The sequence below is a fragment of the Collinsella sp. AM16-21 genome (assembly GCF_003471905.1).
Taxonomy (GTDB): Bacteria; Actinomycetota; Coriobacteriia; order Coriobacteriales; family Coriobacteriaceae; genus Collinsella.
In genome coordinates, this window is the sequence record NZ_QRKJ01000001.1 from 263,793 (window position 1) to 286,694 (window position 22,902).

Here is a 22,902-nt window from a genome sequence, read left to right on the forward strand (position 1 = left end):
GCTAAAGACCGGCGTTCGCCCTGCTTGTTTCGGATGAGACAAAACGTCTGTCCATCGCTCTTTTATGCATTGGTACCGCTATTATGGAAAATCACGTGTCCACCCTATCCTAGGAGGTATGAAGCATGCTCATTGCATTGCAGGGCGCCGTTTCGCAGGGCGTCCTCTGGGGCATCATGGTGCTCGGCGTGTTTATCACGTTCCGCCTGCTCGACATCCCCGATATGACCTGCGACGGCAGCTTTGCCCTCGGCGGCTGTGTTTGCGCCGTGCTCATCGTCAACAATAACGTCGACCCCTTGCTCGCCGTGCTGGCCGGCATGTGCGCCGGCGCCATCGCGGGCGCCGTCACAGGCATCTTGACCACCGTCTTTGAGATTCCCGCAATCCTCGCCGGAATCCTTACGCAGATCAGTCTGTGGTCCATCAACCTGCGCATCATGGGCAAGTCCAATACGCCCATCCTTGCCAAGGGCACCATCTTCTCATCCGTCAGCCACATGACGGGCCTGCCGCAGTCCACTGTTGCCATTATCCTGGGCATTGTGCTGGCCGTGGCCATCGTCGCCATCCTGTACTGGTTCTTTGGCACCGAGATCGGCTCGGCGCTGCGTGCCACCGGCAACAACGAATACATGATCCGCGCCCTGGGCGTCAACACCAACTCCACCAAGATGATCGCCCTCGTGCTCTCCAACGCCCTTATCGGCCTTTCGGGTGCGCTCATCTGCCAGAGCCAGAAGTACGCTGACATTGGCATGGGCACCGGCGCCATCGTTATCGGTCTTGCCGCCATTGTTATCGGCGAGGTGCTCGGTCGCCTGCTGCCCGGCGGTCTGACGCAGTTTAGCGTCCGTCTTGCCTCTGCCGTCTTTGGCTCCGTGGTCTACTTCCTCATCCGCGCCATCGTGCTGCAGCTGGGCATGGACGCCAACGACATGAAGCTGCTCTCCGCCGTGATCGTTGCCGTGGCCCTGTGCGTGCCCGTGGTTTGGGAGCGCTACAAGCTCCGCAGCTCCTACACGAAGGGAGATGAGGCAGATGCTTAAGCTCTCGCACGTCAAGAAGACCTTTAACAAGGGCACCGTCACCGAGAAGCGCGCACTCACCGGCGTCGACCTTACCCTGAATGATGGCGACTTTGTAACCGTGATTGGCGGCAACGGCGCCGGCAAGTCCACGCTGCTCAATATGATCGCCGGCGTGTATCCGCTTGATTCGGGTGTTATTGAGCTCGACGGCACCGACATCTCGCGTCTGAGCGAGTCGCAGCGCGCCAAGTACCTGGGCCGTGTGTTCCAGGACCCCATGCGCGGCACCGCAGCCGACATGCAAATTGCCGAAAACCTGGCCCTCGCCAAGCGCCGCGGCCAGCGTCGCGGTCTTTCGTGGGGCGTCACCAAGGCCGAGAAGGACGAGTACGTTGAGCTGCTCAAGCGCTTGGACCTCGGTCTGGACACGCGCCTCAACGCCAAGGTCGGCCTGCTCTCGGGCGGCCAGCGCCAGGCACTCACCCTGCTGATGGCCACGCTCACCAAGCCGCGCCTGCTGCTGCTCGACGAGCACACGGCGGCCCTCGACCCCAAGACGGCCTCTAAGGTGCTCAACCTGACCGAGGAGATTGTCGACGAAAACCATCTGACCACGCTCATGGTTACGCACAACATGAATGACGCTATCCGTCTGGGCAACCGTCTGATCATGATGCACGAGGGCCATGTGATCTACGACGTGGCCGGCGACGAGAAGAAGTCGCTCACCGTAGCCGACCTGCTGCAGAAGTTCGAGGAGGTCTCGGGCGGCGAGCTCGCCAACGACCGCATGCTGCTGAGCTAAACCTACCAAAAGGGACAGGTTTATTTTGGCAGGTTTTATCTGCGCAAACGTCAAAACCGCCGCAAAGGAACAGATACCTTTGCGACGGTTTTCGCATATCATGTCGATAATCCAGCGTCAGCAGGAACCACTGGTTAAGAACTAAGGAAACTGCCATGAGAAGACTCCTTCCCCGTCTTGCTTGACCGCCGCACTCCTTGCCGGCGTGCTCGCCGGCGGCCCAGCTTACGCCACCGCGGCCACCCCATCTCAAGTTATCGGCCCGTCCGATGTGATCGGACGGGCTTTTTGGTGGGTATCATGGTTGAATGATCATTAGGAGGTTTTCCCTACATGGAATTGTTTGAACCGATTCTTCATTTCTTTGAGCAGCGCTGGGTCCACAACATCATCTGGGCCGTCATCTTGGTAATAGTCACCGCCATCGCCGCCAAGGTGGCATCCAAGACCCTGCGCCACCTACTCAACCGAGACGACAACCCGCTTCCCGCATCGAGCATCTTCATCAACATCGCGCGTGCCGTCATTTGGATGATCGGCGGCAGCTTTATCCTCGACAACTGCTTTGGCATTAACGCAAACGCGCTCGTCGCCGCTCTTGGCGTCGGCGGCATCGCCATCTCGCTCGGCTTTCAGGACACGCTATCAAACCTTATCGGCGGCATGCAAGTGACCTTTATGGGCATCATCAAGCCCGGCGACAATATCGAGGTCGGCGGCGTGTCGGGCGTGGTCCAGGACATCACTTGGCGCCACACGACCATCGAGGACGCCTGCGGACAGACCATCATCGTCCCCAACTCCAACATCTCCAAGAACACACTCGTGCACCTCATGCCCTTTGGACGCGTTGTCGTTCCCGTCGCGGTGAAGGACACGTCAAAGTGGGACTCGCTCGATGCGCTGGCAGACGAGCTCGCCTGTGCCACCAAGGTCGCCGTTTCACCCATCTCGGGCTTTGACAAGGAACCCTACGTGCTCTTTAGCGAGATCGGCGACTTTGGCATTAAGGGTAAGATCATCTTTATCGTCAGTGACGACAGCACCACCTTTACGGCAGCCGACGCCTGCATCCGCGCCATCGCCCCCATCATCGCCTAAAACCACCGCAAAGGGGACAGGCACCTTTGTGGTGGTTTCGCATCGTGGTACCATGGTTCATATCGTTGTTTAAACGACTAAGGGAGTAGACACCATGGAAGAGGCCTATCGTCAAGCGCGCAAGCGCGGCGAACAGGAACGCCGTCGCGCCATCAGCCAAAGCGAGCATCCATATCTTACGGACCTCGACAGCTTGGTCGCCCAGCTTCCCTGCGGGCAGCGCGAGAACATCGGCCTGCGGGACATTCCGCTCGAAATGGTCGTCGGCACGGTTACCAAAGGTCGCCAGTCCGCCTTTTCGTGTAACTTTATGCCGCTGCTCCCCTGGAATACCGAATTCGCCCGCAAATGGTCCAACCTCTACGATATCCAAATCTCCGAGGGCTACCGCGACCCCATCATCGTCACCGAGTTCATGCACCGCTTTTACGTCCAAGAGGGCAACAAGCGTGTCAGCGTCCTCAAATTCCTTGACGCTCCGACGGTCTCGGCCAAGGTGACGCGTCTGTACCCCGGTAAGTGGGATTCCGTCGAGAGCCGCCTGTACGGTGAGTTTTGCGCCTTTTGGTACGTATGCCCCCTGTACGAGATTGAGTTTTCGCGCGAGGGCAGCTACGAGATGCTTGCCAAAATGCTCGGCCAAGATCTTGTCGAAAAATGGCCTCAAAAGAAGGTCGACTACCTGCGCCACACCTTCTTGCTCTTTAAGCGCGCCTACCTTCGCGCGGGCGGCGACCACCTGGACATTACGCCCGCCGACGCCATGCTCGTCTACCTCAATGTGTACAACCAGGACCGCCTGCTGGATACGCCGACGGATATCGTCGTAAACCGCCTGTGCAAAATTTGGCGCGAGCTGGTCATTGCCGGCAAAAATGACGAGGACAAGGTCGATCTTGTCGAAGCGCCGAGTGTCGATGAGGAAGAGTCGCCCGCCAAGTCCACCTCCGGTGTGCTCAACTTCTTTATGGGCAAGACCGTCTATTCGGCGGCCAATCCCCTGCGCATCGCCTTTATCCATGAATTCCCTTGTGCAACGTCGAGCTGGGACAGCCTACACGACCAAGGGCGTCAGTATCTCGACGAGCACTTTGGCGGTATCGTGCGCACCGAGGCGTTCGAGGACTGCCACGATCCGGACGTGTTCTACGCCGCCGTGGAAACGGCTGTCAAACATGGAGACAACGTCATCTTCTCGACCTCGCACCGCCTGATGGAATACACGCTCAGGGCAGCCGTTGAGTATCCCCAGGTTCGGTTCCTTAACTGTTCTATCGGCCTTCCCCACCAAAGCGTCCGTTCGTACTTTGGCAAGATGTACGAGGCCAAGTTCCTCCTGGGCGCCCTTGCGGCTAGCATGGCGGACAACCATCGCATTGGCTACCACGCGTCGGTCTTTGCGTCGGGCGCGCTTAGCGAGATCAACGCCTTTGCCATCGGCGCCTCGCTGCTCGACCCTCGCGCGCAGGTAATCCTCACCTGGGGCGATGTACCCGCCGGCGGTCTTGCCGAGGCCATGTGCCGCGAAGGCGTGAGTGTTATGACCGGTGTCGACATGTCCAAGTCGCTGGAGGACCCCACGGCCTACGGACTCCACCGCCTGGTCGATGGCAAGGTCGTCGGCATCGCCATGCCGGTATGGAACTGGGGCCGTTACTACGAGCTTATCGTGCGAAGCCTGCTGCATGGCACCTGGGATGAGACCAGTGACAACAGCCAGGTTCGCGCCGTCAACTACTGGTATGGTATGAGCTCGGGCGTTATCGACATTCGCTACGCTCCGGGCCTGCCCTATCAGACGCGCAAGCTTGTTCAGCTACTGCGCAATGGCATCGTCGAGGGCTCCATCAATCCATTTGGCGGCGAGCTCCATAGCCAAGACGGCGTGGTGCAGATCGAGGGCTTTCCCCCACTGCCGAGCACGCAAATCGTCGAGATGGACTGGCTGGCCGACAACGTGGTGGGCACCATTCCGCAACTCGACGATGAGCCGAAGGTCCGCGCCCTATGAAAATCCTTGCCATAGCCGATACCGAAGAGCGATGCCTGTGGGAGTGCTTTCGCAAGGAGCGCTTTGAGGACGTTGACCTGATTCTATCCGCAGGCGACCTGGATCCGGACTATCTTGAGTTTTTGGTCACTGTCATCAACAAACCGCTTGTGTACGTTCGTGGCAACCACGACGACCGCTACGCGCGCCATGCACCGGGCGGGTGCATTTGTGTTGAGGACAGCGTATATGTGTACCGAGGTATTCGCATTGCGGGTCTGGGCGGTTCCATGCGCTACCGCGACGGCGCGAACATGTATACCGAGCGCGAGATGGCAAAACGCATGCGCAAGCTATCGCGAAAAATCGCACTGGTAGACGGATGCGATATTCTACTTACCCATGCACCCGTCGCAGGCATGGGCGACCTGGACGACCTGCCGCATCGAGGATTCGAGTGCTTTAATGCGGCTCTTGAGTCTTGGGGTCCCGACTATATGATTCACGGGCATGTGCACCAAAGCTACGGCCCCAACTTTCAACGCGAGCGCCAACACCCATGCGGAACGAAGATTGTCAACGCCTGCGGCTATACCAAGATCGAAATTGACGAGGCGCGCTACCCCACGCGCGGTTGGAAGGCCGCTTGGCTCAACTCGCAAACCATGCGCCGCGAGCTCAAACGCCACGAAGCAATCGAGTCTTCAACCGCCAGAACCCCCTGGTAACTGCCAACAACCACCACGAAGGGGATAGTGAACTGCCTCCCATTTCTTGGACATCGGGAAATGGGAGGTTTTCCATGAGTATAGACCTCAGGGTGAAGCACGACCTGGAGTCCAGGAGGCGGGCCGTCGAGCTCTTCGACGCCGGCGTCGGCTGCAAGCCGGCGGCCGAGGCCCTGTCCGTCCCCCGCGAGACCGTGAGAGAATGGCAGTGGGTATACCGGGCGTTCGGAAGCGAGGCGCTGCTGTCCATGGGCGGGAAACAATCCAGGTACACATTCGAGCAGAGGGTCGCCGCGGCGTCGGCCGTGGTCGACGGCGGGATGGCGAAGACCGACGCCATGGCCGAGTTCGGGATCAGGTCGAAGTCCCCGCTGGAGCGCTGGTGCAGGCTCTACCGCGAGGGCGGCGCCGAGGCGCTGCGGCCCGGACCGAAGGGCAGGCCGAGGGGGTCGAGGTCGAAACCCCGGGCCCGCACCCGCGAGCAGGAGCTCGAGGAGCGCTGCCGTAGGCTCGAGGCCGAGGTCGCCTACCTAAAAAATTGCGCGCCCTGGTCGAGCGGGACGGGCTCTGACCAGGGCGGCGGCCGAGGCGGTGAGGGCGCTGAGAGCGGAGGGGCACTCCCTGCGCCACCTGCTGGAGTGCTCGGGGCTCAGGAGGTCGACCTACTACTACGCGCTGGCGCACCCGCGGAGGCCGACCCGGCCCGAGCTGCGCGACGCCGCGGCCGAGATATTCTCGCGCACCGCCAACGGCTGCGGGCACCGGCAGATAGCCATGTGCCTGCGCGCCGAGCTGGGCGCGGTCGTGGCCGACAAGACCGTGCTCAAGATGATGCGCGAGATGGGCATCCGGTGCGGGATACGCCGCCGGGGCTCCCGCCGCCGGTACAGCTCCTACAGGGGGCTCGTGGGGAGCACGTTCGAGAACGTCATCGCGAGGGACTTCGGCGCCGAGGGGCCGTGGCAGAAGCTCGGCACCGACGTCACCGAGTTCAAGGTCGCCGGCGCCAAGGCCTACTGGGCCCCGGTGCTCGACTTCTGCACGAAGGAGATCGTGGCGAGCGACATATCGACCTCGCCGGACCTCGCCCAGCAGCACAGGATGCTCGACCGGCTCCTCGAGGCCCTGCCCGACGGGGCGGCACCGACCATGCACTCGGACATGGGCTGGCAGTACCAGCACGAGTCCTACACCTCCAGGCTGGAGGGGGCGGGCATCACCCAGAGCATGTCGCGCAAGGGGAACTGCATCGACAACGCCGCCACCGAGCAGCTCTTCGGCCACGTGAAGGACGAGTTCTACCGCGGCAGGGAGTGGGGCAGCTTCGAGGACTTCAAGCGCGACCTGGAAGGGTACATAGTCCATTGGAACACGCGGCGCAGGCAGGTAAGATTGAAGGGCCTGACGCCGGAGGAGTTCCGGAGCCGGGCCCTTGCGGCGTAGTCGCTATTTATTCAGTCCAAGTTTCGGGGCGCAGTTCATAGGCACCTTTATGGTGGTTTTGCTGACTCGTCCGACCTGTCCATCACGGTGCTTGTGTAATTAACGAGAACACTCATTGTTTTGTAAGGACGGCGCTCACATGCCGTCTTTTTTTGTCAACTTATGCAGTCTCGACCGTGTTGTATGTAGAGGGACCTCGCGAGACGCCTTCCCTATATCCACCACGACCAATTGGAGGTGACACTATGCCTGCACGCCGTAACCGCAATAGCACGCTCCGATGCGATGCCGATCAGATCGAGCGGGAAGCAAAGCGCTTGGTCGACACGTATTCCGACCTCATCCTTCGATTGTGCTATTCGGCCCTTGGATCCGCTGACGACGCTCAAGACATCTGCCAGGACACGCTGATCAAGATTCTCCAACGCACTCAACCGTTCGACTCGCTCGAACACGAACGTGCTTGGGTGATCCGAGTCGCACTGAACGCATGTCGCGATATCGGCCGTACGCACGCGAATCACCCGGTTGTCGACCTCGATTCGCTCCCCGATTTCTGCGCACCCGTAACACATACCGAGCAAGAATTCGCGCAACGCGACTGCGCCATTCTTTCCGCTGTCACGGCCCTGCCTCAAGCACAGCGCATCGCCATCTTTTTGCACTACTACGCAGGCATGAGCATCAGGGAAATCGCAGACGCCGTTCACGCGACGCCAGCTGCAACCGCCCAGCACCTTAGCCGCGGACGTGCGTCACTTCGGCTTTCCTTGAAAGGAGACCACAATGACTACGAATTCGAATGACTATCGCCACGCCCTGGAGCACATTTCGTTTACCGATAATGCGAAGCAGCACATGGCAAACTCGATTGCTCAGTCCGTCGCCTCGAGCGATGCGGCGACCGCTCAAAGCAACTTTAATGGCACGCGACGCAAGCCGCGCATCGCCCGCCATCCCGTAAGAACAGTCGCTCGCATTGCCGCTGTAACGGCAGTCCTCGCTATCGTCATTGGAGGCGCTGGCACGGCTATGGCAACAGGCGTCCTGCCGCTTCCTTCTGACATGCTTTCCGACATCTTTGACGGACCTGCTTCTCAAACCGAGATCATCGACCGTATTGGCCGGCCCGTCGGTGCTAGCTGCTCCAACAACGGAGTCACCGTGACCGCCGACGCCATCATGGGCGACAAGGATATGGTTACCATCGCCTATACGCTTACGTTCGACGATCCCGCTGCCCTGAAAAAGCTTTCCGAGCCGGGCGAGAACGGAACTATCGCCGGAAGTGTCGATGGAAACGTATACGTTGATGGCGAGCATGGCGGCCAAGGCCAATCATGGCTCATTGACAAGAACCCCAATGACTCCAGCATTCAATACTTTGCACAGTTCAGCGTTGAATCACCCGGCCTTATGGGCAGGACCGTCCGCACGCATATCAACTCTCTCGTTGTGCCACGTGCTGGCAAAGAGCTTCCCGAGTATAAGAAAATACTTACGGGCCCATGGGATCTTAAGTTCCAGCTGAATTACGAAGATACATCCGTTACGATTCCCGCGCCCAAATCGGTCAACTTTAACGGCACCAAGGCGACGATTCAAGAGGCCACCGTATCCTGCGTTGGCGTTTCAGTCCGCTACAACATAGATCGTTCCATCGAACACGACAACAACAGCGGCAAGATGTCTCAAAACATGGAGGAGTCTATGGATGCCGTTGGCAACATACCCCTCATCGTGACGTTCAAAGACGGTCATGTTGAGGACGCAACCAGCCACAGCGGCTATTTCGCAAATAAACTGGATAACGGCACCACTGATGTCCACAAGACCTGGCCGTTCTCGCAAGTTTGTGACACAGACAAGATTGCAAGCGTACAAATTGGCGATACGGTCATTCCCATGAATTCGTAACGCTACGCGGCTCGTATATGCACCCGGTTCCGCACTTCGCGTCTAAAGATGCGCTGTCATCGAGCAGCGTGAGCGCAAGGCCGCCCGTATGGTCGGCTGGGAACACCTCGTTGCGCTAAAAACCACCACGAAGGGGACCGGCACCTTTGTGGTGGTTTTGCTGACTCGTCCGACCTGTCCCAACGGTTTGTCTCAATCTGTAACAGGTAGGGCCCAAATAATCGGTTAGCTGTTACAGATCGAGACAGACCACGGATGCTCGGCCGAAAATCTCAATCTGTAACAGGTAGGAACGATTTTGCCCCTTAGATGTTACAGATTGAGATATTTGACAGCTTGAATCGGCATCGCCTACAGCGCGGCGACGACTTTGTCGCCCATCGTCGTGGTGCCGAGGATCTTATCTGCCGGGGTGTTGACATCGGCGATGTCACGGGTGCGCCAGCCCTCGTCGAGCACGCGCGCCACGGCGCTCTCGATCCACGCGGCTTGCTCGCCCATGTCGAGCGCGTAGGTCAGCAGCATCGCCACCGACAAGATTTGAGCCAGCGGATTGGCCACGCCGAGCCCCGCGATGTCAGGAGCGCTGCCAGCGCTCGGCCCAAACAGCGATACGCCATCATCCAGCGAGGCAGAGGCAAGCATACCGAGCGATCCGGTAATCTGAGCCGCCTCATCGGACAGGATGTCGCCGAACATGTTCTCCGTCACCACGACGTCAAAGTCTGCCGGTCGACTGATGAGCTGCATGGCGGCGTTGTCGACGAGCAGGTCCTCAAGCTCCACGTCGGAGTACTCCTCGTCTTGCACGCGATGCACGATCTCGCGCCACATGCGGCTCGTCTCCAGCACGTTGCGCTTATCAACGCTCGTCACCTTGCCGCGACGTTTGCGCGCCGCCTCAAATGCCTGGCGCGCAATGCGCTCAATCTCGTACTCGCGATACTCCATCACGTCGACCGCACGCTGACCGGCCGCACCCGCAGCGCCCGCGCAGGTCACGGATGCGGGCGCCAAAGTCCCACGGCATGTTGTAGCCCATCGTATCGGGGATGTTCACGACCGTGGCACCGGCCTTTACGGCCGCCTCGATAATGCGCACCAGAAACTCCTGATCGGAGCGGCCGGCATCCTCGGCATAAAACTCAACATCGTCAACGAACTTGCGAGCATGTTTGACGGCATGGATCGCTCACTCAATTGCCCTTTCCTCAGTCATATGGAGCTTGTCGCGCAGGTGACTGGTGCTCACACCCAGCCCTGTATGGATACGGGGCCTCTGGGCCGTTTTGAGCGCCTCTGCAGCCACTTCGATACCCCTGTCGACAGCGCGCGTCAGGCCGCATACCGTGCATCGGTCGCCCGCAATCTTGCCAATCTCCTGTACGGAGCGAAAGTCACCAGGACTCGAGATGGGAAAGCCCGCCTCGATAACGTCCACGTTCATGCGCACCAGCTGGCGGGCGATGAAGAGCTTTTCCTCGGTATTCATGCTGGCGCCCGGCGACTGCTCACCGTCGCACAGGGTGGCGTCAAAGATTGTGATTTTGTGGCTTATATGTTCCTCCTGATTGACCGTTTTATGACAGATGGCTTTCAGGAGAGAGAGAAGGCCTAGAGATAGAAAAATACCCGTGTCGTTCATCACGCCTGAAAGCGGCAGACGATAGCGCACCCGGGTACAACAAATCGTTATAGCGAGATTACAACCCTAGCGCGCTATCCAATCTAGTAGCGCTAGGCCTAGGAGCTGTTGCGTGTTCTTAAACATGTTGGGCTCCCTTCGGCCTCGGGTAGTACTACATCGCGCTAAAGTACAACACAAGTAAAACCACCACAAGGGTGCCTGTCCCCTTCGTGGTGGTTTCGTTGACTCAAAAGCAAGAGACCCGGTCCTGCACGAGGCAGAACCGGGTCTCTTTAGCAATGCTTGCTTTGCTCAGGCAGTAACTGTTAGTTACTCAGCCAGGAAGTCGCGCTGGATAGCGGGATCGACCTTGACGCCAGGGCCCATGGTGGAAGACACGGAGATGGACTTGACGTACTTGCCCTTAGCAGAAGAGGGCTTGACGCGCAGGATCTCGGTGTACAGGGCAGCGTAGTTCTCGACGAGCTGCTGCTCGGTGAAGGACTTCTTGCCCAGGGGCACGTGGCAGATGCCGTAGCGGTCGGCGCGGTACTCAACGCGGCCAGCCTTGAGCTCGGAGACCATCTTGGCGACGTCCATGGTCACGGTGCCGAGCTTGGGGTTCGGCATGAGGCCACGGGGACCAAGGATCTTACCGATGCGGCCAACCTTGGCCATCATGTTCGGCGTAGCGATAGCGGCGTCGAAGTTGATCTCGCCCTTCTGAATCTGGGCGACAAGCTCGTCGGAACCGATGATGTCGGCGCCGGCAGCCTCAGCCTCGCGGGCCTTCTCGCCCTCGGCGAAGACGGCAACACGAACGGTCTTGCCGGTGCCGTGGGGCAGGGAGATGGAACCACGGATGTTCTGGTCAGCCTTACGAGTATCGATGCCCAGACGGAAGTGGGCCTCGACGGTCTCGTCGAACTTGGCGGTGTCGAGCTCCTTAATGAGCTTGGCAGCCTGAAGGGGGGTGTAGAGCGTGGCGCGATCGATCTTCTCGGCAGCGGCGTTATAGCTCTTACCATGCTTAGCCATGTGCATTACCTCCTGTGGTTAAACGGGCGTGAGCCCTCCCACATCGTATCGTGTGCCCTATTGCACACATTTAACGGGCGCCCAGGTCGGAGCACCCGTCGTTACCATAAGAAATCGCTACTCAGCGATGGTGACGCCCATGGAACGGGCGGTACCGGCGATGATCTTCTTGGCGGCGTCAATGTCGTTGGCATTGAGGTCCGGCATCTTGATCTCGGCGATCTTGGTGAGCTGCTCCTGGGAGAGCTGACCAACCTTGTCGGCCTGGGGCTTAGCGGAACCAGACTTGAGGTTCAGCTCCTTCTTGATGAGGTGAGCCGCCGGCGGGGTCTTGGTGATGAAGGAGAAGGACTTATCCTCGTAGACAGAGATCTCAACGGGGATGATGTCGCCCTTCTTGTCCTGCGTCTCGGCGTTAAAGGCCTGGCAGAACTGCATGATGTTCACGCCAGCAGCGCCCAGAGCGGGGCCGACGGGAGGAGCGGGGTTAGCTGCACCAGCAGGAATCTGGAGCTTAATGACGTTGGCAACCTTCTTCTCAGCCATGGTCATTCCTTTCGAATCACGAGTGTGAAGTACTTGCTATATCGTAAGCACGCACGTGTTAGAAGCACTCCTGAGATGAGCAGTCACAGAAGAAGCACGCTCGCGCGAACGGACGAAAACTTAAGCGATGACAGCGACCTGGTTAAAGTCGAGCTCGACCGGCGTCTCGCGGCCAAAGATCATCAGCGTGACCTTGAGCTTGCCAGCCTCGGTGTTAACCTCGGAGACCTTGCCATCAAAGTCGGTAAGCGGGCCATCGGTGACGCGGACGGACGTGCCGACCTGAATATCAACCGAGGTGCGCTTGGGCGAATCGCCCTTACCGGGACGACGAGTCATCTTGTTGTACTCGTCGCGGGAAAGCGGAGCGGGCTTGCCGTTGCCGCCTAGGAAACCGGTGACGCCGGGCGTGTTGCGAACACACGTCCACGCATCGTCATCCATCTCCATGCGAACCAGGACATACCCCGGAAAGATCTTAGAATCCTTGGTCTCGCGCTTGCCACCCTCTTTGATCTCGGTGACGCGCTCCATAGGAATCTCGATATCAAAGATACGGTCCTGCATGCCCATAGTCTCGATGCGATGCTCGAGATCGGACTTAACGCGGTTCTCGTATCCAGAGTAAGTGTGAACGACGTACCAACGCTTAGACATGGTTTAGCCCCTCAATCCAGAGAACAGAGCAAGAGCCTCGCCAAAGCCAGCATCGAGCAGAGCGATGACGACGCCGACGACGATCAGAGAAGCGCAAACGACGACCGAGTAGTTCACGAGCTCCTTCTTATCGGGCCACGTGACACGCTTCATCTCGGACTTCACCGAAGCGAAATACTTCTTGGTGCGGGCGAAGAAACCAGGCTTCTCGTTCTTCTTAGACTTCGCAGCCTTCTCGCTCTTCTTGGCAACGGCCTTCTTGGCCTCAACCTTGGAGTTGGCGGCAGCGTTGTTGGCAGGCGCCTGCTGCTGTGCCTTCTTCTTGTTCTTCTTGTTGGCCATTTGGGTTACCTCCGCGCAATGCGCTTATACATGAGTAAACCGTAAGCCCCCAAGTGGGAGCTTACGGAATAATGACTGGCACGCCAGGAAGGACTCGAACCCTCAACACTCGGTTTTGGAGACCGATGCTCTACCAATTGAACTACTGGCGTATATGACTAGAGACTAGCGAGTCTCTTTGTGCAGCGTGTGGTGACGGCACCAGGGGCAATACTTCTTGATCTCCATACGATCAGGCATGGTCGACTTGTTCTTGGTGGTCGTATAGTTGCGGCGCTTGCACTCAGTGCACGCAAGAGTAACTAGAGTACGCATGTATCCTGAACCTTTCATTTCCGCCCCGTACGGGCACGAATTGTTACTTTATCAGCTCCACGTAAGTGCTGTCAATGAAAACCTCGAGTCAATTGGTTCTCGGTGGATCCATTCATATTTGGAACACATCAATGAAGCCATCGAGATCTAATCGACGGTGCATCCAGGACCATTATCGATCCTCTCGACACCAGCAACGGCTCAATATCCATTGCACAAAAGAACCCGGCACCCAAATAAGTGCCGGGTTCTCTAAGTCAGCTATATCAAAGAGCTAATTTACTCAATGATCGTGGAGACGATGCCCGAACCGACGGTGTGGCCACCCTCGCGGATAGCGAAGCGCAGGCCCTCCTCCATGGCGATCGGGTGGATGAGGTCGCCCTCGATGGTGATGTGGTCACCAGGCATAGCCATCTCGGTGCCCTCGGGGAGCTTGACCGTACCGGTAACGTCGGTGGTACGGAAGTAGAACTGAGGACGATAACCATCGAAGAACGGGGTATGACGGCCGCCCTCCTCCTTGGTCAGAACGTAGATCTCACCGGTGAACTTGGTGTGCGGGGTAACCGAACCGGGCTTGCAGAGAACCTGGCCGCGCTCGATGTCCTCGCGCTTGATGCCGCGGAGCAGCAGACCGACGTTGTCGCCAGCCTCGCAGAAGTCCATGGACTTACGGAACATCTCGATACCGGTAACGACGGTGTTCTGGGTATCCTTGATGCCGACGATCTCGACGGGCTCGTTGAGCTTGAGCTCACCGCGCTCGACACGGCCGGTAGCAACGGTACCACGGCCGGAGATGGTCATAACGTCCTCAACGGCCATCAGGAACGGGAGGTCGTTGTTACGAGCAGGCGTCGGGATGTACTCGTCGACGGCGTTCATGAGCTCGCGGATAGCGTCCATCCACTTGGCGTCGCCCTCGAGAGCGCCCAGAGCGGAACCACGGATGACGGGGATGTCGTCGCCGGGGAAATCGTACTCGGAGAGGAGCTCACGGGTCTCCATCTCGACGAGGTCGATAAGCTCGTCATCGTCGACCATGTCGCACTTGTTCAGGAAGACGACGATGTAGGGAACGCCGACCTGACGGGCGAGCAGGATGTGCTCGCGAGTCTGAGCCATGGGGCCGTCGGTAGCAGCGATGACCAGGATAGCGCCGTCCATCTGAGCAGCGCCGGAGATCATGTTCTTGACGTAGTCAGCGTGGCCCGGGCAGTCAACGTGAGCGTAGTGACGGGAAGCGGTCTCGTACTCGACGTGGGAGACGGAGATCGTAATGCCGCGCTCGCGCTCCTCGGGAGCCTTGTCGATGTTCTCGAACGCAGTGAAGTCAGCCTTGCAGCCCTCGGTCTCGGAGAGAACCTTGGTGATGGCGGCGGTCAGCGTGGTCTTGCCGTGGTCGACGTGACCAATGGTGCCGATGTTAACATGCGGCTTAGTGCGCTCAAACTTCTCTTTGGCCATAAAGCCCTCCTCTTAACAGGTCGTCCCCGGACGGGACTTTGCCTTTATACCATAGTGGCCTCTCAACATACTATTGAGAAGCCACCGTGTTACCTATGGTAGCGGTGACTGGATTCGAACCAGTGACGCCACGGGTATGAACCGTGTGCTCTAACCAACTGAGCTACACCGCCGGATGGAGCCTGCAACCAGACTTGAACTGGTGACCTCTTCGTTACCAACGAAGTGCTCTACCGACTGAGCTATACAGGCACTTGACGGGTGGGAGCTATAGGATTCGAACCTATGTAGGCAGAGCCAACGGGTTTACAGCCCGTCCCCATTAACCACTCGGGCAAACTCCCAATCGTTCAAGTATCCGCAGGTCCTTTGGTCTTTTGGACCGCCGCCCCCGCGAACGAAAAAGATAATACGATGCAACCTTGGGGGCTGTCAACGAAAACCTCTAGATACACGGTTCCGGGCGTATCTATATAGCCGTGACCTGCGGTTTTATTGAGTTTGGATATGAAGGACGGTGGTTTTGGATACAGAGGTGACATTTCCCAAGGTAACACTTTGGCGTAGTGGAGTACACCTTCAGGATCGAACTTCGATAACAGCCTATTTGCACCTATATATAGGTCGAGATCGGGCTTCCGTGGCAGATTCGAGCGTGGATTTTCTTCCGTTTGAAATCGAGCGTGGACAATCTCCCACTATTGGCGTGCCCCCAAGGCCAAAGTGGCAGATTATCCACGATCATTCACTAAGCGGGAGATTTTCCACGCTCGTACGTCCGATAATCCACGCTCAGGGGGGGGCAGCCGAGCTCGACACGGCTTTTGTCTCGATCTGTAACATATAGAGAACATTTTCTCCCCTATCTGTTACAGGTCGAGATATTACGCAGAGACCCCAGCTTACGTCTCAATCTGTAACAGTAAGAACGGTTTTCAGCCTCTTCGTGTTACAGACCGAGATGTTATCGTCCGTCCCTTGGCAATGTCTCGATCTGTAACAATAAGGAGGGTCTTCAGCCCGCCCGTGTTACAGATCGAGACAAACCTAAAGCCTGGTGGGAGTCAAACCCGCTGACATGTCAACATAAATAGAAACGGGCCCTGTCCCATATAGAGACAGAGCCCGAAACTCTCATGGAGCCAGTGACAGGAATCGAACCTGCAACCCACTGATTACAAATCAGTTGCGCTACCGTTGCGCCACACTGGCACACTTGGCGCTTTCGCGCGAAGCCAATTAAGAATAAAGGAATTGCTGACAAGGCGCAACAGACCCTTTGACCGACCACATCTCAAAACTATTCGTCAGAACGAATAGTTTTATCCGTTCGCCAAAACAAAAAACTATTCGTTTTGGCGACGGCAACCCACAGTCCATTGATTACAAATCAACGGGCCGGCCAATTGGAAAACGGGTCTCTATGGATAATCCCCTACCGTCCGCGCAGGGCCTTGAGCTTGGCCAGGGCATCGGGACTCAGGCGGCTGCCCAGAGTCATCTTGATCTGCGGAGCTTCCTCTGCCTCGTGAACGTCGTTGTCGATCTGTTTGATCTCGTCCACCAGCATACGGCTCGAGATGCGCGTGACGCCCTTGCCCATGACGACGGCCTGTATTGTGCCGTCACTCGATACCACGGAGCACGCGCGGCCTTCCTCACGCGCCTCGATGCAGAGCTTCTGCACCACGGTATCGGCAGAGACGCCCGTCGGCGAGAACTCGATGCGCACGCCGCGGGCCGGTAGGTTGGGGCGCTCGTTGGAGATGTTGCCCGCGCCGTCGAACACGATCACGGCCTCGTAACGGCCCTGGGCAAACGCCGCGACATCGTTGATAAGCGCAGTACGAGCCATATCGTGGACGTCGCTGGAATATGGATCGTCGGAATGGTCGTAGACGAGCTTTTCGTAGCGCGGCGTGCAGTGAATCACGTTGTAGCCGTCGACCACCAGCAGCTCGGGCTTATTGGAGTGCACCGTCGAGACCGGGTCGGCGATAGCCTGCGCAAACGCATTGCCGCCCACGCCATAGGTCGCGGCCGAAACAATTGGCTTGGCCGAGCCCTCGCCAAAGCGCTTGGCCTTGGACTTGGCGCGGTTCTTCTTGGACATGCGCTACTCCTCCCCCATGAGCTCGCCGGCATTGCGGCGCAGCCACTCAAAGCACAGCGCGGTGGTCGCCTGGGCCACATTGAGACTCTCGGTCATGCCGCGCTGGGGAAGCTTGGTCAAAAAGTCGCATTTCTCGAGCACCAGGCGCGAGATGCCGTCGCCCTCGGAGCCCATGACGAGCGCAACGCGGCCCTCAAAGGGAGCATCCCAGCAGCTGCCCTTGGCGTGCTCGGAAGCACCGCTCACCCAAAAGCCGGCGGCCTTGAGGTCGTCAAGCGCTCGGGCGATATTGGGAACCTGCGCGATGGGCAGGTGCATGACGGCACCAGCAGAGGTTTTGTAGCTGCCCACGGTCACACCGGCGGCGCGCTTGTTTGCAATGATGACGCCCGCCGCGCCCACGACCTCGGCGGAGCGCACGATCGCACCAAAGTTGCCATCGTCGGTCACATGGTCGAGCACGACGACGAGCGCCGGTCCGTCACCCGCGCGATCGAGGATATCGGCGACATCAGCATAGGGGAAATTACCCACCTCGAGCGCAATGCCCTGGTGAGCGCCATGGCTCGACAGCGCATCGAGCTGCGCGCGCGGCACATACTTAATGCGGGCACCCGCGGCGTTGAGGTCATCGACCAGGCGCGACAAGGCGGCATCGCGCTCCCCGCCCTCGGCGATGAGCGCGCACTTGATGGGAAAACCAGTGCGCAGCGCCTCGGCGGCAGCACGACGACCTTCGATAAACTCGCCCTTGGGGACCTGAATGTTGTCGCGGTTGCGATCTCGCTGCGAACGCGCAGCCTGGGCTTGGGAGCGCTCGCGCTGGTCCTTGGAAGCGGCAGCGCGGTCATTGCGGCGAATCGGGCGCGAGCCAGAAGCAGCCTGTTTGCCACCACGAGGCGCACACTTGCGATTGTCGGCCATAAAGCGACCTCCTAAATACAACTATCAAACGAAACAAATAGACCGACCGCCCGAGGTGCGGCAGATTGCCTTGAAAGAGAAGGGCATAGACCTTGAGGTCATGCCCGACGATTGAAAGGCAAGGTGCCGTGGCTCGGGCGGTCGGGTGCTTGGAAAACCCGCAGGGATTAGAGAGTCTTAATACGAGTGCCGGCGGCCGTATCTTCAATCGTCAGACCCAAGTCCTTGAGCTGGTCGCGGATGGCGTCTGCCAGATCCCAGTTCTTGGCGGCACGGGCATCGGCGCGAGCCTCGAGAATCTTGGCAGCGGCCTCATCCACGTCGTCACCAATGTAGGCAACCAAACCGGCGGCAACGCCCAGCAGGCCAAGCGGCAGCTCGACTTTGGGCTCGGGAAGCACAACGCCAAACGTATCGAGCAGCTCGACCAGCGTATCGGCGGCGGCAAGCGCGGCGGCCTTGTCGGCAGCGTCGCCCGCCTGCTCCAGGTACTGGTTGCACTCGGTCACAAAGCCAAAGACAGCACCCATGGCACCGGCAGTGTTAAAGTCGTCGTCCATGCACTCCTTAAAGGCGGCACGGGTCTCGGCGGCCTTGGCGGCAAACGCCTCAGATGCTGCCTCATCGGCATCGGCCGCCGCATGGTTCGCGGCCCAGCGCAGGTTCTCGACCGTACCGGCGATACGCGTAAGCGAGTTCTCGGCACCCTCCAGGCGCTCCCAAGAAAAGTCGAGCGGCGAGCGATAGCTCGTCTGCAGCATCAGCAGGCGCAGGGCCGCAGCAGAGTGCTGTTCGAGCACCTCGGCCAGCGTAAAGAAGTTTCCGAGCGACTTGGACATCTTCTCGCCGTCTACCAGCAGCATGCCCGTGTGCATCCAGGTGTTGGAGAAACCCTGGTGCCAGGCGCAGGTGGCCTGGGCACACTCGTTCTCGTGATGCGGGAAGGCAAGGTCGGAGCCGCCGCCGTGGATGTCGATCGGGGTGCCCAGGTAGCGATGCACCATGGCGGCGCACTCGGTGTGCCAACCGGGACGGCCTTCGCCCCAGGGGCTCGGCCAGCTGGGCTCGCCGGGCTTGGCGGCCTTCCACAGGGCAAAGTCGAGCGGGTCGTTCTTGTCCTCGTTCTCCTCGATGCGCGCGCCAACCATCAGATCGTCGATGTTGCGGCCCGAAACCTGACCATAGTTGGGATCGCTGCGCACGGCAAAGTACACGTCGCCGTTATCGGCGGCGTAGGCATGGCCCTGCTCGATAAGCGTCTTGATCATAGCGATCATGGGGCCGATCTCCTTGGTGGCGCGGGGGCGCACATCGGGATCGAGCACGTTGGCGGCGCGCATGACGCCGATGAACTTGTCGGAGAACTCCGTCGCGACCTCGGCGGCCGTTCGGCCCTGCTCGTTGGCGCGCTTGATGATCTTGTCATCGACATCGGTGAGGTTCTGGGCGAACGTGACCTCGTAGCCGCTCGCGATGAGCCAGCGGCGAATCACGTCAAAGCTGATGAACGTGCGGGCATTGCCGATGTGGATGTTGTCGTAGACCGTGGGGCCGCACACGTACATGCGGACCTTGCCGGACTCGATGGGCTGGAACTCTTCCTTTTTATGGGTAGCGCTGTTGTAGATACGCATTCGTTACTCCTTAACGGTTTTCTGTAGCAGGCAGACGGCCCAGGCACCGATTCCCTCGCCCTGGCCTTCCCAACCGAGCTTTTCGGTCGTAGTGGCGGCGACGCCCACGTTTTCGACGTCAACGCCCAGGGCATGGGCAAGGTTGGCGCGCATGGCATCGCGGTGCGGAGTGATCTTGGGCTGCTGACAGGCAATGGTGCAATCGGCATCGACAAACTCGAAGCCCAGCTCGCGCGCATAGTCCATCACGCGAGCGAGCAGCACCATCGAATCGGCACCCTCGTAGGCGGGATCGGTGTCGGGGAATAGCTTGCCGATGTCTCCCCCGCGGCAGGCTCCCAGAATGGCGTCGGCCAAGGCGTGCGCGAGCACATCGGCATCCGAGTGGCCCAGCAGGCCGCGCTCGTAGGGAATGTCGACACCGCCGATGATACATCGACGCCCCTCCACCAGACGGTGAACGTCGTAGCCATGGCCGATGCGCAGGTTACTGAACATGGGGAAGGTCCTCTCCCTCGGCCATGCGACCGAGCAGAATCGCGGTTACGGGACGCAGGTCCTCGGGCACCGTCACCTTAAGGTTGTCGCGCGGGCTCTGGACGCAGCGGACGCGCCCACCAATGCGCTCGACCAGCGACGAATCATCGGTGCCGATAAAGCCCTCGGCAATTGCCTCGGAATGAGCGCGCTTCATAGCATCGACGCTAAAGATCTGCGGCGTCTGCGCGGCCCAATACAGCTCGCGCGGCGGCGTCTCGACGATGTTGTCGCCATCGACAATCTTGAGCGTGTCGATCGCGGGCTGGCCGCACACGACACCATCGAGGGCGCGGGCGCTCACGAGCACGTCGATAGCGTGGTCGATGGCCTCGGTCGTAATGAGCGGACGAGCGCCATCGTGAATGGCGACGTATTCAAAGCCCGCCGGCACCGCGTGCACGCCGGCGCGAGTGGAATCCTGGCGGGTATCGCCGGCATCGGCAAAGCTGATGGGCGTGTCATAGTCAAACGGGTCGATAGCCAGGCGGCGCATCTCGGCACGACGCTCGACAGGGCAAACCACGACGATGTGGCCGACCTTATCGCTACGATCAAATGCGCGGATGGACCAGCTCATAAGCGGACGGCCCGCTACATTGACGAGCTGCTTGCCACCGGGGTTACCAAAGCGCTGGCCGCTGCCACCGGCAACGACCACGGCGCATACGGGCGCCATTATGCGTTCCCCTGTTTGGTGCCCTTCATGCGGTACAAGGAGTCCGCAAGAATGGCAGGGTTGTTGACGCCAAAGTCGCCCAGGCGCTCCGGATCCTCGCTGATGTCGTCCATGAGCTCCTGCAGCGAGCCATACTCGTCGACGATCTTCTCGGCCACGCCGTCGCGCACGACAGACACGCGCGAAAGCGTACGCAGGCCCAGAGGTGTCATAACGGAGTCCTCGTCCAGGTCGTCGTAACCCAGAACCGCCGCCACATGCTGCGGGTCGGATAGGTCCTTGGGCGTCATACGGCTCAGGTTGGCGCGGATCTTCTCGGCGTTTGCCTCGGAAGAATCGCTCGCGTAGTCGCGGATCATCAAGTCGTATTCGGTATCCATGCTGGAGCCCGCGAGCTGCTCGAGCTGCATCTGCACGAGCTTGCCCTGGTTGCCCAGCTTGACGATGCAATCCTTAAGCTCGGTCTTTGCCTGTTGCATGATCTCGAAACTCGAGAAGATGCCGGTGATGTCGGCGAGCGTGACGTAGTCGTCGAGCTCAAGGGCCGTCAGGCGCAGCAAGGAGCGGTCGAGCGACTGACGGGTAGTCTGGAGCGTGGCGACGAGCTGGTTGACCGAGCTCATGATGGTGGTGACGGGCTGGATCTCGTAGCTCTTGCCGTGAACGTACACGTTGACGACGGCACGACGAGCCGAAACCGAGATCACGATGGCATCGGTGAGCACCGACATGCGAGCGGCAGTACGGTGACGCATGCCCGTCTCACTCGTGGCGAGCGAGGGATCGGGATTGAGGTGAAAGTTGGCGCGCAGGATCTGGGTGAGGTCGCCATCGATGACGATGGCGCCGTCCATCTTGGAAAGCTCGAACAGGCGGTTCGAGGTAAACGAAATGTTGAGCGGGAAGCCGTCGTTACCGGCAGCGAGCACGTTTTCGGTGTCGCCGACGCAGATAAGGGCACCCAGGTGACCGGCAATGATCATGTCGAGGGCGGTGCGGATCGGCTGGCCAGGTGCCGTCAGGCGAATGGCCTGCTCCATACGCTTTTGCAGCTCGTTCTTATCCAAGGCATCGCTCCCATCGTATACGCTCCATAAACGCTAAATAGTTTCTCACGGTTTGTCCCTGCGGCGCTTGCGAAATCCGATGCTTACAGAATGAGCGAACACCGCTGGGGTAGTCAAAAGAGCCCCAACCCAAATGAGCTGCTTATGTGGTAGCATCGGGATTCACATATATGAGGGAGTAGTCGCGTGACCGGGTTCGCCTCCGGTGGCGCGGTAAGTCAACACACTGGCCGATGCGGCCTGGCTTGCCTTAATGAACGAGACTCGTGGCTGTGCGCGCAACGCATACGCCACGGGTCTTTTTTGTTGCTCCCCCAAGAGGTACACGCGGGCCCGCCCGCAGAGAGGGAGCCAGACTATGGGACTCGCAGAGCTCGCGCTGCTTGCCATTGGCCTTTCGATGGACGCCTTTGCCGTTTCCATCTGCAAGGGCCTTGGCATGAAGAAGATCAACCTTAAAGTCGCCGTGGTGCTCGGCCTGTTCTTTGGCGGCTTTCAGGCCGGCATGCCCGTAATCGGATGGGCGCTCGGCAGTCAATTCATGGGCATCATCGGGCCCATCGACCACTGGATCGCCTTTGTCCTTTTGGCCTTTATCGGCGGCAAGATGCTGTGGGAAGCCTTTACCGAGGACGAGGATGAAGGCGACGACAAGGATGCCGAAAAGATTGACCTGGGCGAGTACCTGATCCTCGCCATCGCCACCTCAATCGACGCCCTAGCCGTAGGCATCTCATTTGCGGCGCTCTCGGTTGACATCGTTCCCGCTGTATCGCTTATCGGCGTCACAACGTTTATCTTTTCCGTCGCCGGCGTAGCGATCGGCCACACCTTTGGCGCGCGCTACGAAAAGCCTGCCACCATCGTGGGCGGCGTCGTGCTCATTCTCATCGGCCTCAAGATTCTGCTTGAGCATCTGGGGATTTTGGCGCTGTGAC

General features: G+C 59.3%; 22 protein-coding genes, 5 tRNA genes and 2 pseudogenes. 10 read left to right on the forward strand and 19 right to left on the reverse strand.

The annotated features are described in order from the left end of the window. Positions 1-125 precede the first annotated feature (125 nt). The 9 genes and pseudogenes from DW180_RS01120 to DW180_RS01160 all read left to right on the forward strand — a co-directional run bounded on the left by DW180_RS01120 (position 126) and on the right by DW180_RS01160 (position 9,015). Positions 126-1,049, forward strand: a complete 924-nt coding sequence (locus DW180_RS01120) for an ABC transporter permease (protein ID WP_022093886.1) — start codon at positions 126-128, stop codon at positions 1,047-1,049. Then, the gene (locus DW180_RS01125) at positions 1,042-1,836 is read left to right on the forward strand and encodes an ABC transporter ATP-binding protein (RefSeq protein WP_022093887.1); all 795 of its coding nucleotides are present in this window, start codon (positions 1,042-1,044) and stop codon (positions 1,834-1,836) included. Before DW180_RS01120 ends, DW180_RS01125 begins: the two co-directional genes overlap by 8 nt. A gap of 333 nt (positions 1,837-2,169) precedes the next feature. Next, positions 2,170-2,937 (forward strand): mechanosensitive ion channel family protein, encoded by a 768-nt coding sequence (locus DW180_RS01130; RefSeq protein WP_117635370.1) that lies wholly within the window; start codon positions 2,170-2,172, stop codon positions 2,935-2,937. A 94-nt stretch (positions 2,938-3,031) separates the two neighbouring features. Further along, on the forward strand, positions 3,032-4,948 hold the full coding sequence (locus DW180_RS01135; protein WP_118237012.1) for a BMP family ABC transporter substrate-binding protein: 1,917 nt from the start codon (positions 3,032-3,034) through the stop codon (positions 4,946-4,948). Further along, positions 4,945-5,655: a metallophosphoesterase gene (locus tag DW180_RS01140; protein WP_117635372.1), complete on the forward strand. Its 711-nt coding sequence runs from the start codon at positions 4,945-4,947 to the stop codon at positions 5,653-5,655. Before DW180_RS01135 ends, DW180_RS01140 begins: the two co-directional genes overlap by 4 nt. Positions 5,656-5,993: 338 nt before the next feature. Further along, positions 5,994-6,041 (forward strand): annotated as a pseudogene (locus tag DW180_RS10425) (hypothetical protein); the annotation flags it as partial. Positions 6,042-6,246: 205 nt separating this feature from the next. Further along, the gene (locus DW180_RS01150) at positions 6,247-7,098 is read left to right on the forward strand and encodes an IS3 family transposase (protein WP_055250211.1); all 852 of its coding nucleotides are present in this window, start codon (positions 6,247-6,249) and stop codon (positions 7,096-7,098) included. A 245-nt stretch (positions 7,099-7,343) separates the two neighbouring features. Beyond that, complete coding sequence (locus DW180_RS01155) at positions 7,344-7,904, forward strand: RNA polymerase sigma factor (protein ID WP_117583099.1); 561 nt, start codon at positions 7,344-7,346, stop codon at positions 7,902-7,904. After that, a complete protein-coding gene (locus tag DW180_RS01160; protein ID WP_117635373.1) occupies positions 7,885-9,015 on the forward strand; it encodes a DUF4179 domain-containing protein in 1,131 nt (376 codons plus the stop codon). The genes DW180_RS01155 and DW180_RS01160 overlap by 20 nt, the downstream gene beginning before the upstream one ends. 351 nt (positions 9,016-9,366) lie before the next feature. Here DW180_RS01160 and DW180_RS01165 read toward each other — a convergent pair whose 3' ends face one another. From DW180_RS01165 to disA, 19 genes and pseudogenes are all read right to left on the reverse strand, one after another. Then, on the reverse strand, positions 9,367-10,032 hold the full coding sequence (locus DW180_RS01165) for an isocitrate/isopropylmalate family dehydrogenase (protein ID WP_226790685.1): 666 nt from the start codon (positions 10,030-10,032) through the stop codon (positions 9,367-9,369). After that, positions 9,941-10,660, reverse strand: a pseudogene (locus DW180_RS01170) (hypothetical protein). Before DW180_RS01170 ends, DW180_RS01165 begins: the two are co-directional and overlap by 92 nt. A gap of 312 nt (positions 10,661-10,972) precedes the next feature. Further along, positions 10,973-11,680 carry a 50S ribosomal protein L1 gene (gene rplA / locus DW180_RS01175; protein ID WP_117736544.1) on the reverse strand — a complete coding sequence of 236 codons (708 nt, stop codon included), beginning with the start codon at positions 11,678-11,680 and terminating at the stop codon, positions 10,973-10,975. Positions 11,681-11,797: 117 nt separating this feature from the next. Next, the gene (rplK, locus tag DW180_RS01180; RefSeq protein ID WP_022093893.1) at positions 11,798-12,226 is read right to left on the reverse strand and encodes a 50S ribosomal protein L11; all 429 of its coding nucleotides are present in this window, start codon (positions 12,224-12,226) and stop codon (positions 11,798-11,800) included. Positions 12,227-12,346: 120 nt separating this feature from the next. Then, on the reverse strand, positions 12,347-12,883 hold the full coding sequence (gene nusG / locus DW180_RS01185; RefSeq protein WP_006234984.1) for a transcription termination/antitermination protein NusG: 537 nt from the start codon (positions 12,881-12,883) through the stop codon (positions 12,347-12,349). A 3-nt stretch (positions 12,884-12,886) separates the two neighbouring features. Further along, positions 12,887-13,225, reverse strand: a complete 339-nt coding sequence (gene secE / locus DW180_RS01190) for a preprotein translocase subunit SecE (RefSeq protein WP_089572519.1) — start codon at positions 13,223-13,225, stop codon at positions 12,887-12,889. Between the two features lie 76 nt (positions 13,226-13,301). Then, positions 13,302-13,377, reverse strand: a tRNA-Trp gene (locus DW180_RS01195). Positions 13,378-13,390: 13 nt separating this feature from the next. Continuing rightward, positions 13,391-13,540: a 50S ribosomal protein L33 gene (gene rpmG, locus DW180_RS01200; RefSeq protein WP_022093895.1), complete on the reverse strand. Its 150-nt coding sequence runs from the start codon at positions 13,538-13,540 to the stop codon at positions 13,391-13,393. 279 nt (positions 13,541-13,819) lie between these two features. Beyond that, on the reverse strand, positions 13,820-15,010 hold the full coding sequence (gene tuf / locus DW180_RS01205; protein WP_089572520.1) for an elongation factor Tu: 1,191 nt from the start codon (positions 15,008-15,010) through the stop codon (positions 13,820-13,822). A 96-nt stretch (positions 15,011-15,106) separates the two neighbouring features. Next, a tRNA-Met gene (locus DW180_RS01210) sits at positions 15,107-15,183 on the reverse strand. Positions 15,184-15,186: 3 nt separating this feature from the next. Then, positions 15,187-15,262: transfer RNA gene (locus tag DW180_RS01215), tRNA-Thr, on the reverse strand. 10 nt (positions 15,263-15,272) lie between these two features. Beyond that, a tRNA-Tyr gene (locus tag DW180_RS01220) sits at positions 15,273-15,354 on the reverse strand. Positions 15,355-16,147: 793 nt separating this feature from the next. Then, positions 16,148-16,222: transfer RNA gene (locus DW180_RS01225), tRNA-Thr, on the reverse strand. 223 nt (positions 16,223-16,445) lie between these two features. After that, the gene (locus tag DW180_RS01230) at positions 16,446-17,123 is read right to left on the reverse strand and encodes an NYN domain-containing protein (protein WP_055309418.1); all 678 of its coding nucleotides are present in this window, start codon (positions 17,121-17,123) and stop codon (positions 16,446-16,448) included. 3 nt (positions 17,124-17,126) lie between these two features. Next, on the reverse strand, positions 17,127-18,047 hold the full coding sequence (rlmB, locus tag DW180_RS01235) for a 23S rRNA (guanosine(2251)-2'-O)-methyltransferase RlmB (RefSeq protein WP_118206421.1): 921 nt from the start codon (positions 18,045-18,047) through the stop codon (positions 17,127-17,129). A gap of 167 nt (positions 18,048-18,214) precedes the next feature. Further along, positions 18,215-19,681, reverse strand: coding sequence for a cysteine--tRNA ligase (gene cysS / locus DW180_RS01240; protein WP_118237014.1), 1,467 nt, complete (start codon positions 19,679-19,681; stop codon positions 18,215-18,217). Between the two features lie 3 nt (positions 19,682-19,684). Next, positions 19,685-20,179, reverse strand: coding sequence for a 2-C-methyl-D-erythritol 2,4-cyclodiphosphate synthase (ispF, locus tag DW180_RS01245; protein ID WP_006234975.1), 495 nt, complete (start codon positions 20,177-20,179; stop codon positions 19,685-19,687). Further along, entirely contained in the window at positions 20,169-20,897 is a 729-nt protein-coding gene (ispD, locus tag DW180_RS01250; protein ID WP_118237016.1) for a 2-C-methyl-D-erythritol 4-phosphate cytidylyltransferase, read from the reverse strand. Before ispD ends, ispF begins: the two co-directional genes overlap by 11 nt. Beyond that, positions 20,897-21,937 (reverse strand): DNA integrity scanning diadenylate cyclase DisA, encoded by a 1,041-nt coding sequence (disA, locus tag DW180_RS01255; protein ID WP_369831362.1) that lies wholly within the window; start codon positions 21,935-21,937, stop codon positions 20,897-20,899. The genes ispD and disA overlap by 1 nt, the downstream gene beginning before the upstream one ends. A 385-nt stretch (positions 21,938-22,322) precedes the next feature. Between disA and DW180_RS01260 the strand changes: the two genes are divergently transcribed. Beyond that, the gene (locus DW180_RS01260; protein ID WP_118237018.1) at positions 22,323-22,901 is read left to right on the forward strand and encodes a manganese efflux pump MntP family protein; all 579 of its coding nucleotides are present in this window, start codon (positions 22,323-22,325) and stop codon (positions 22,899-22,901) included. The last annotated feature ends 1 nt before the right edge of the window (position 22,902 follow it).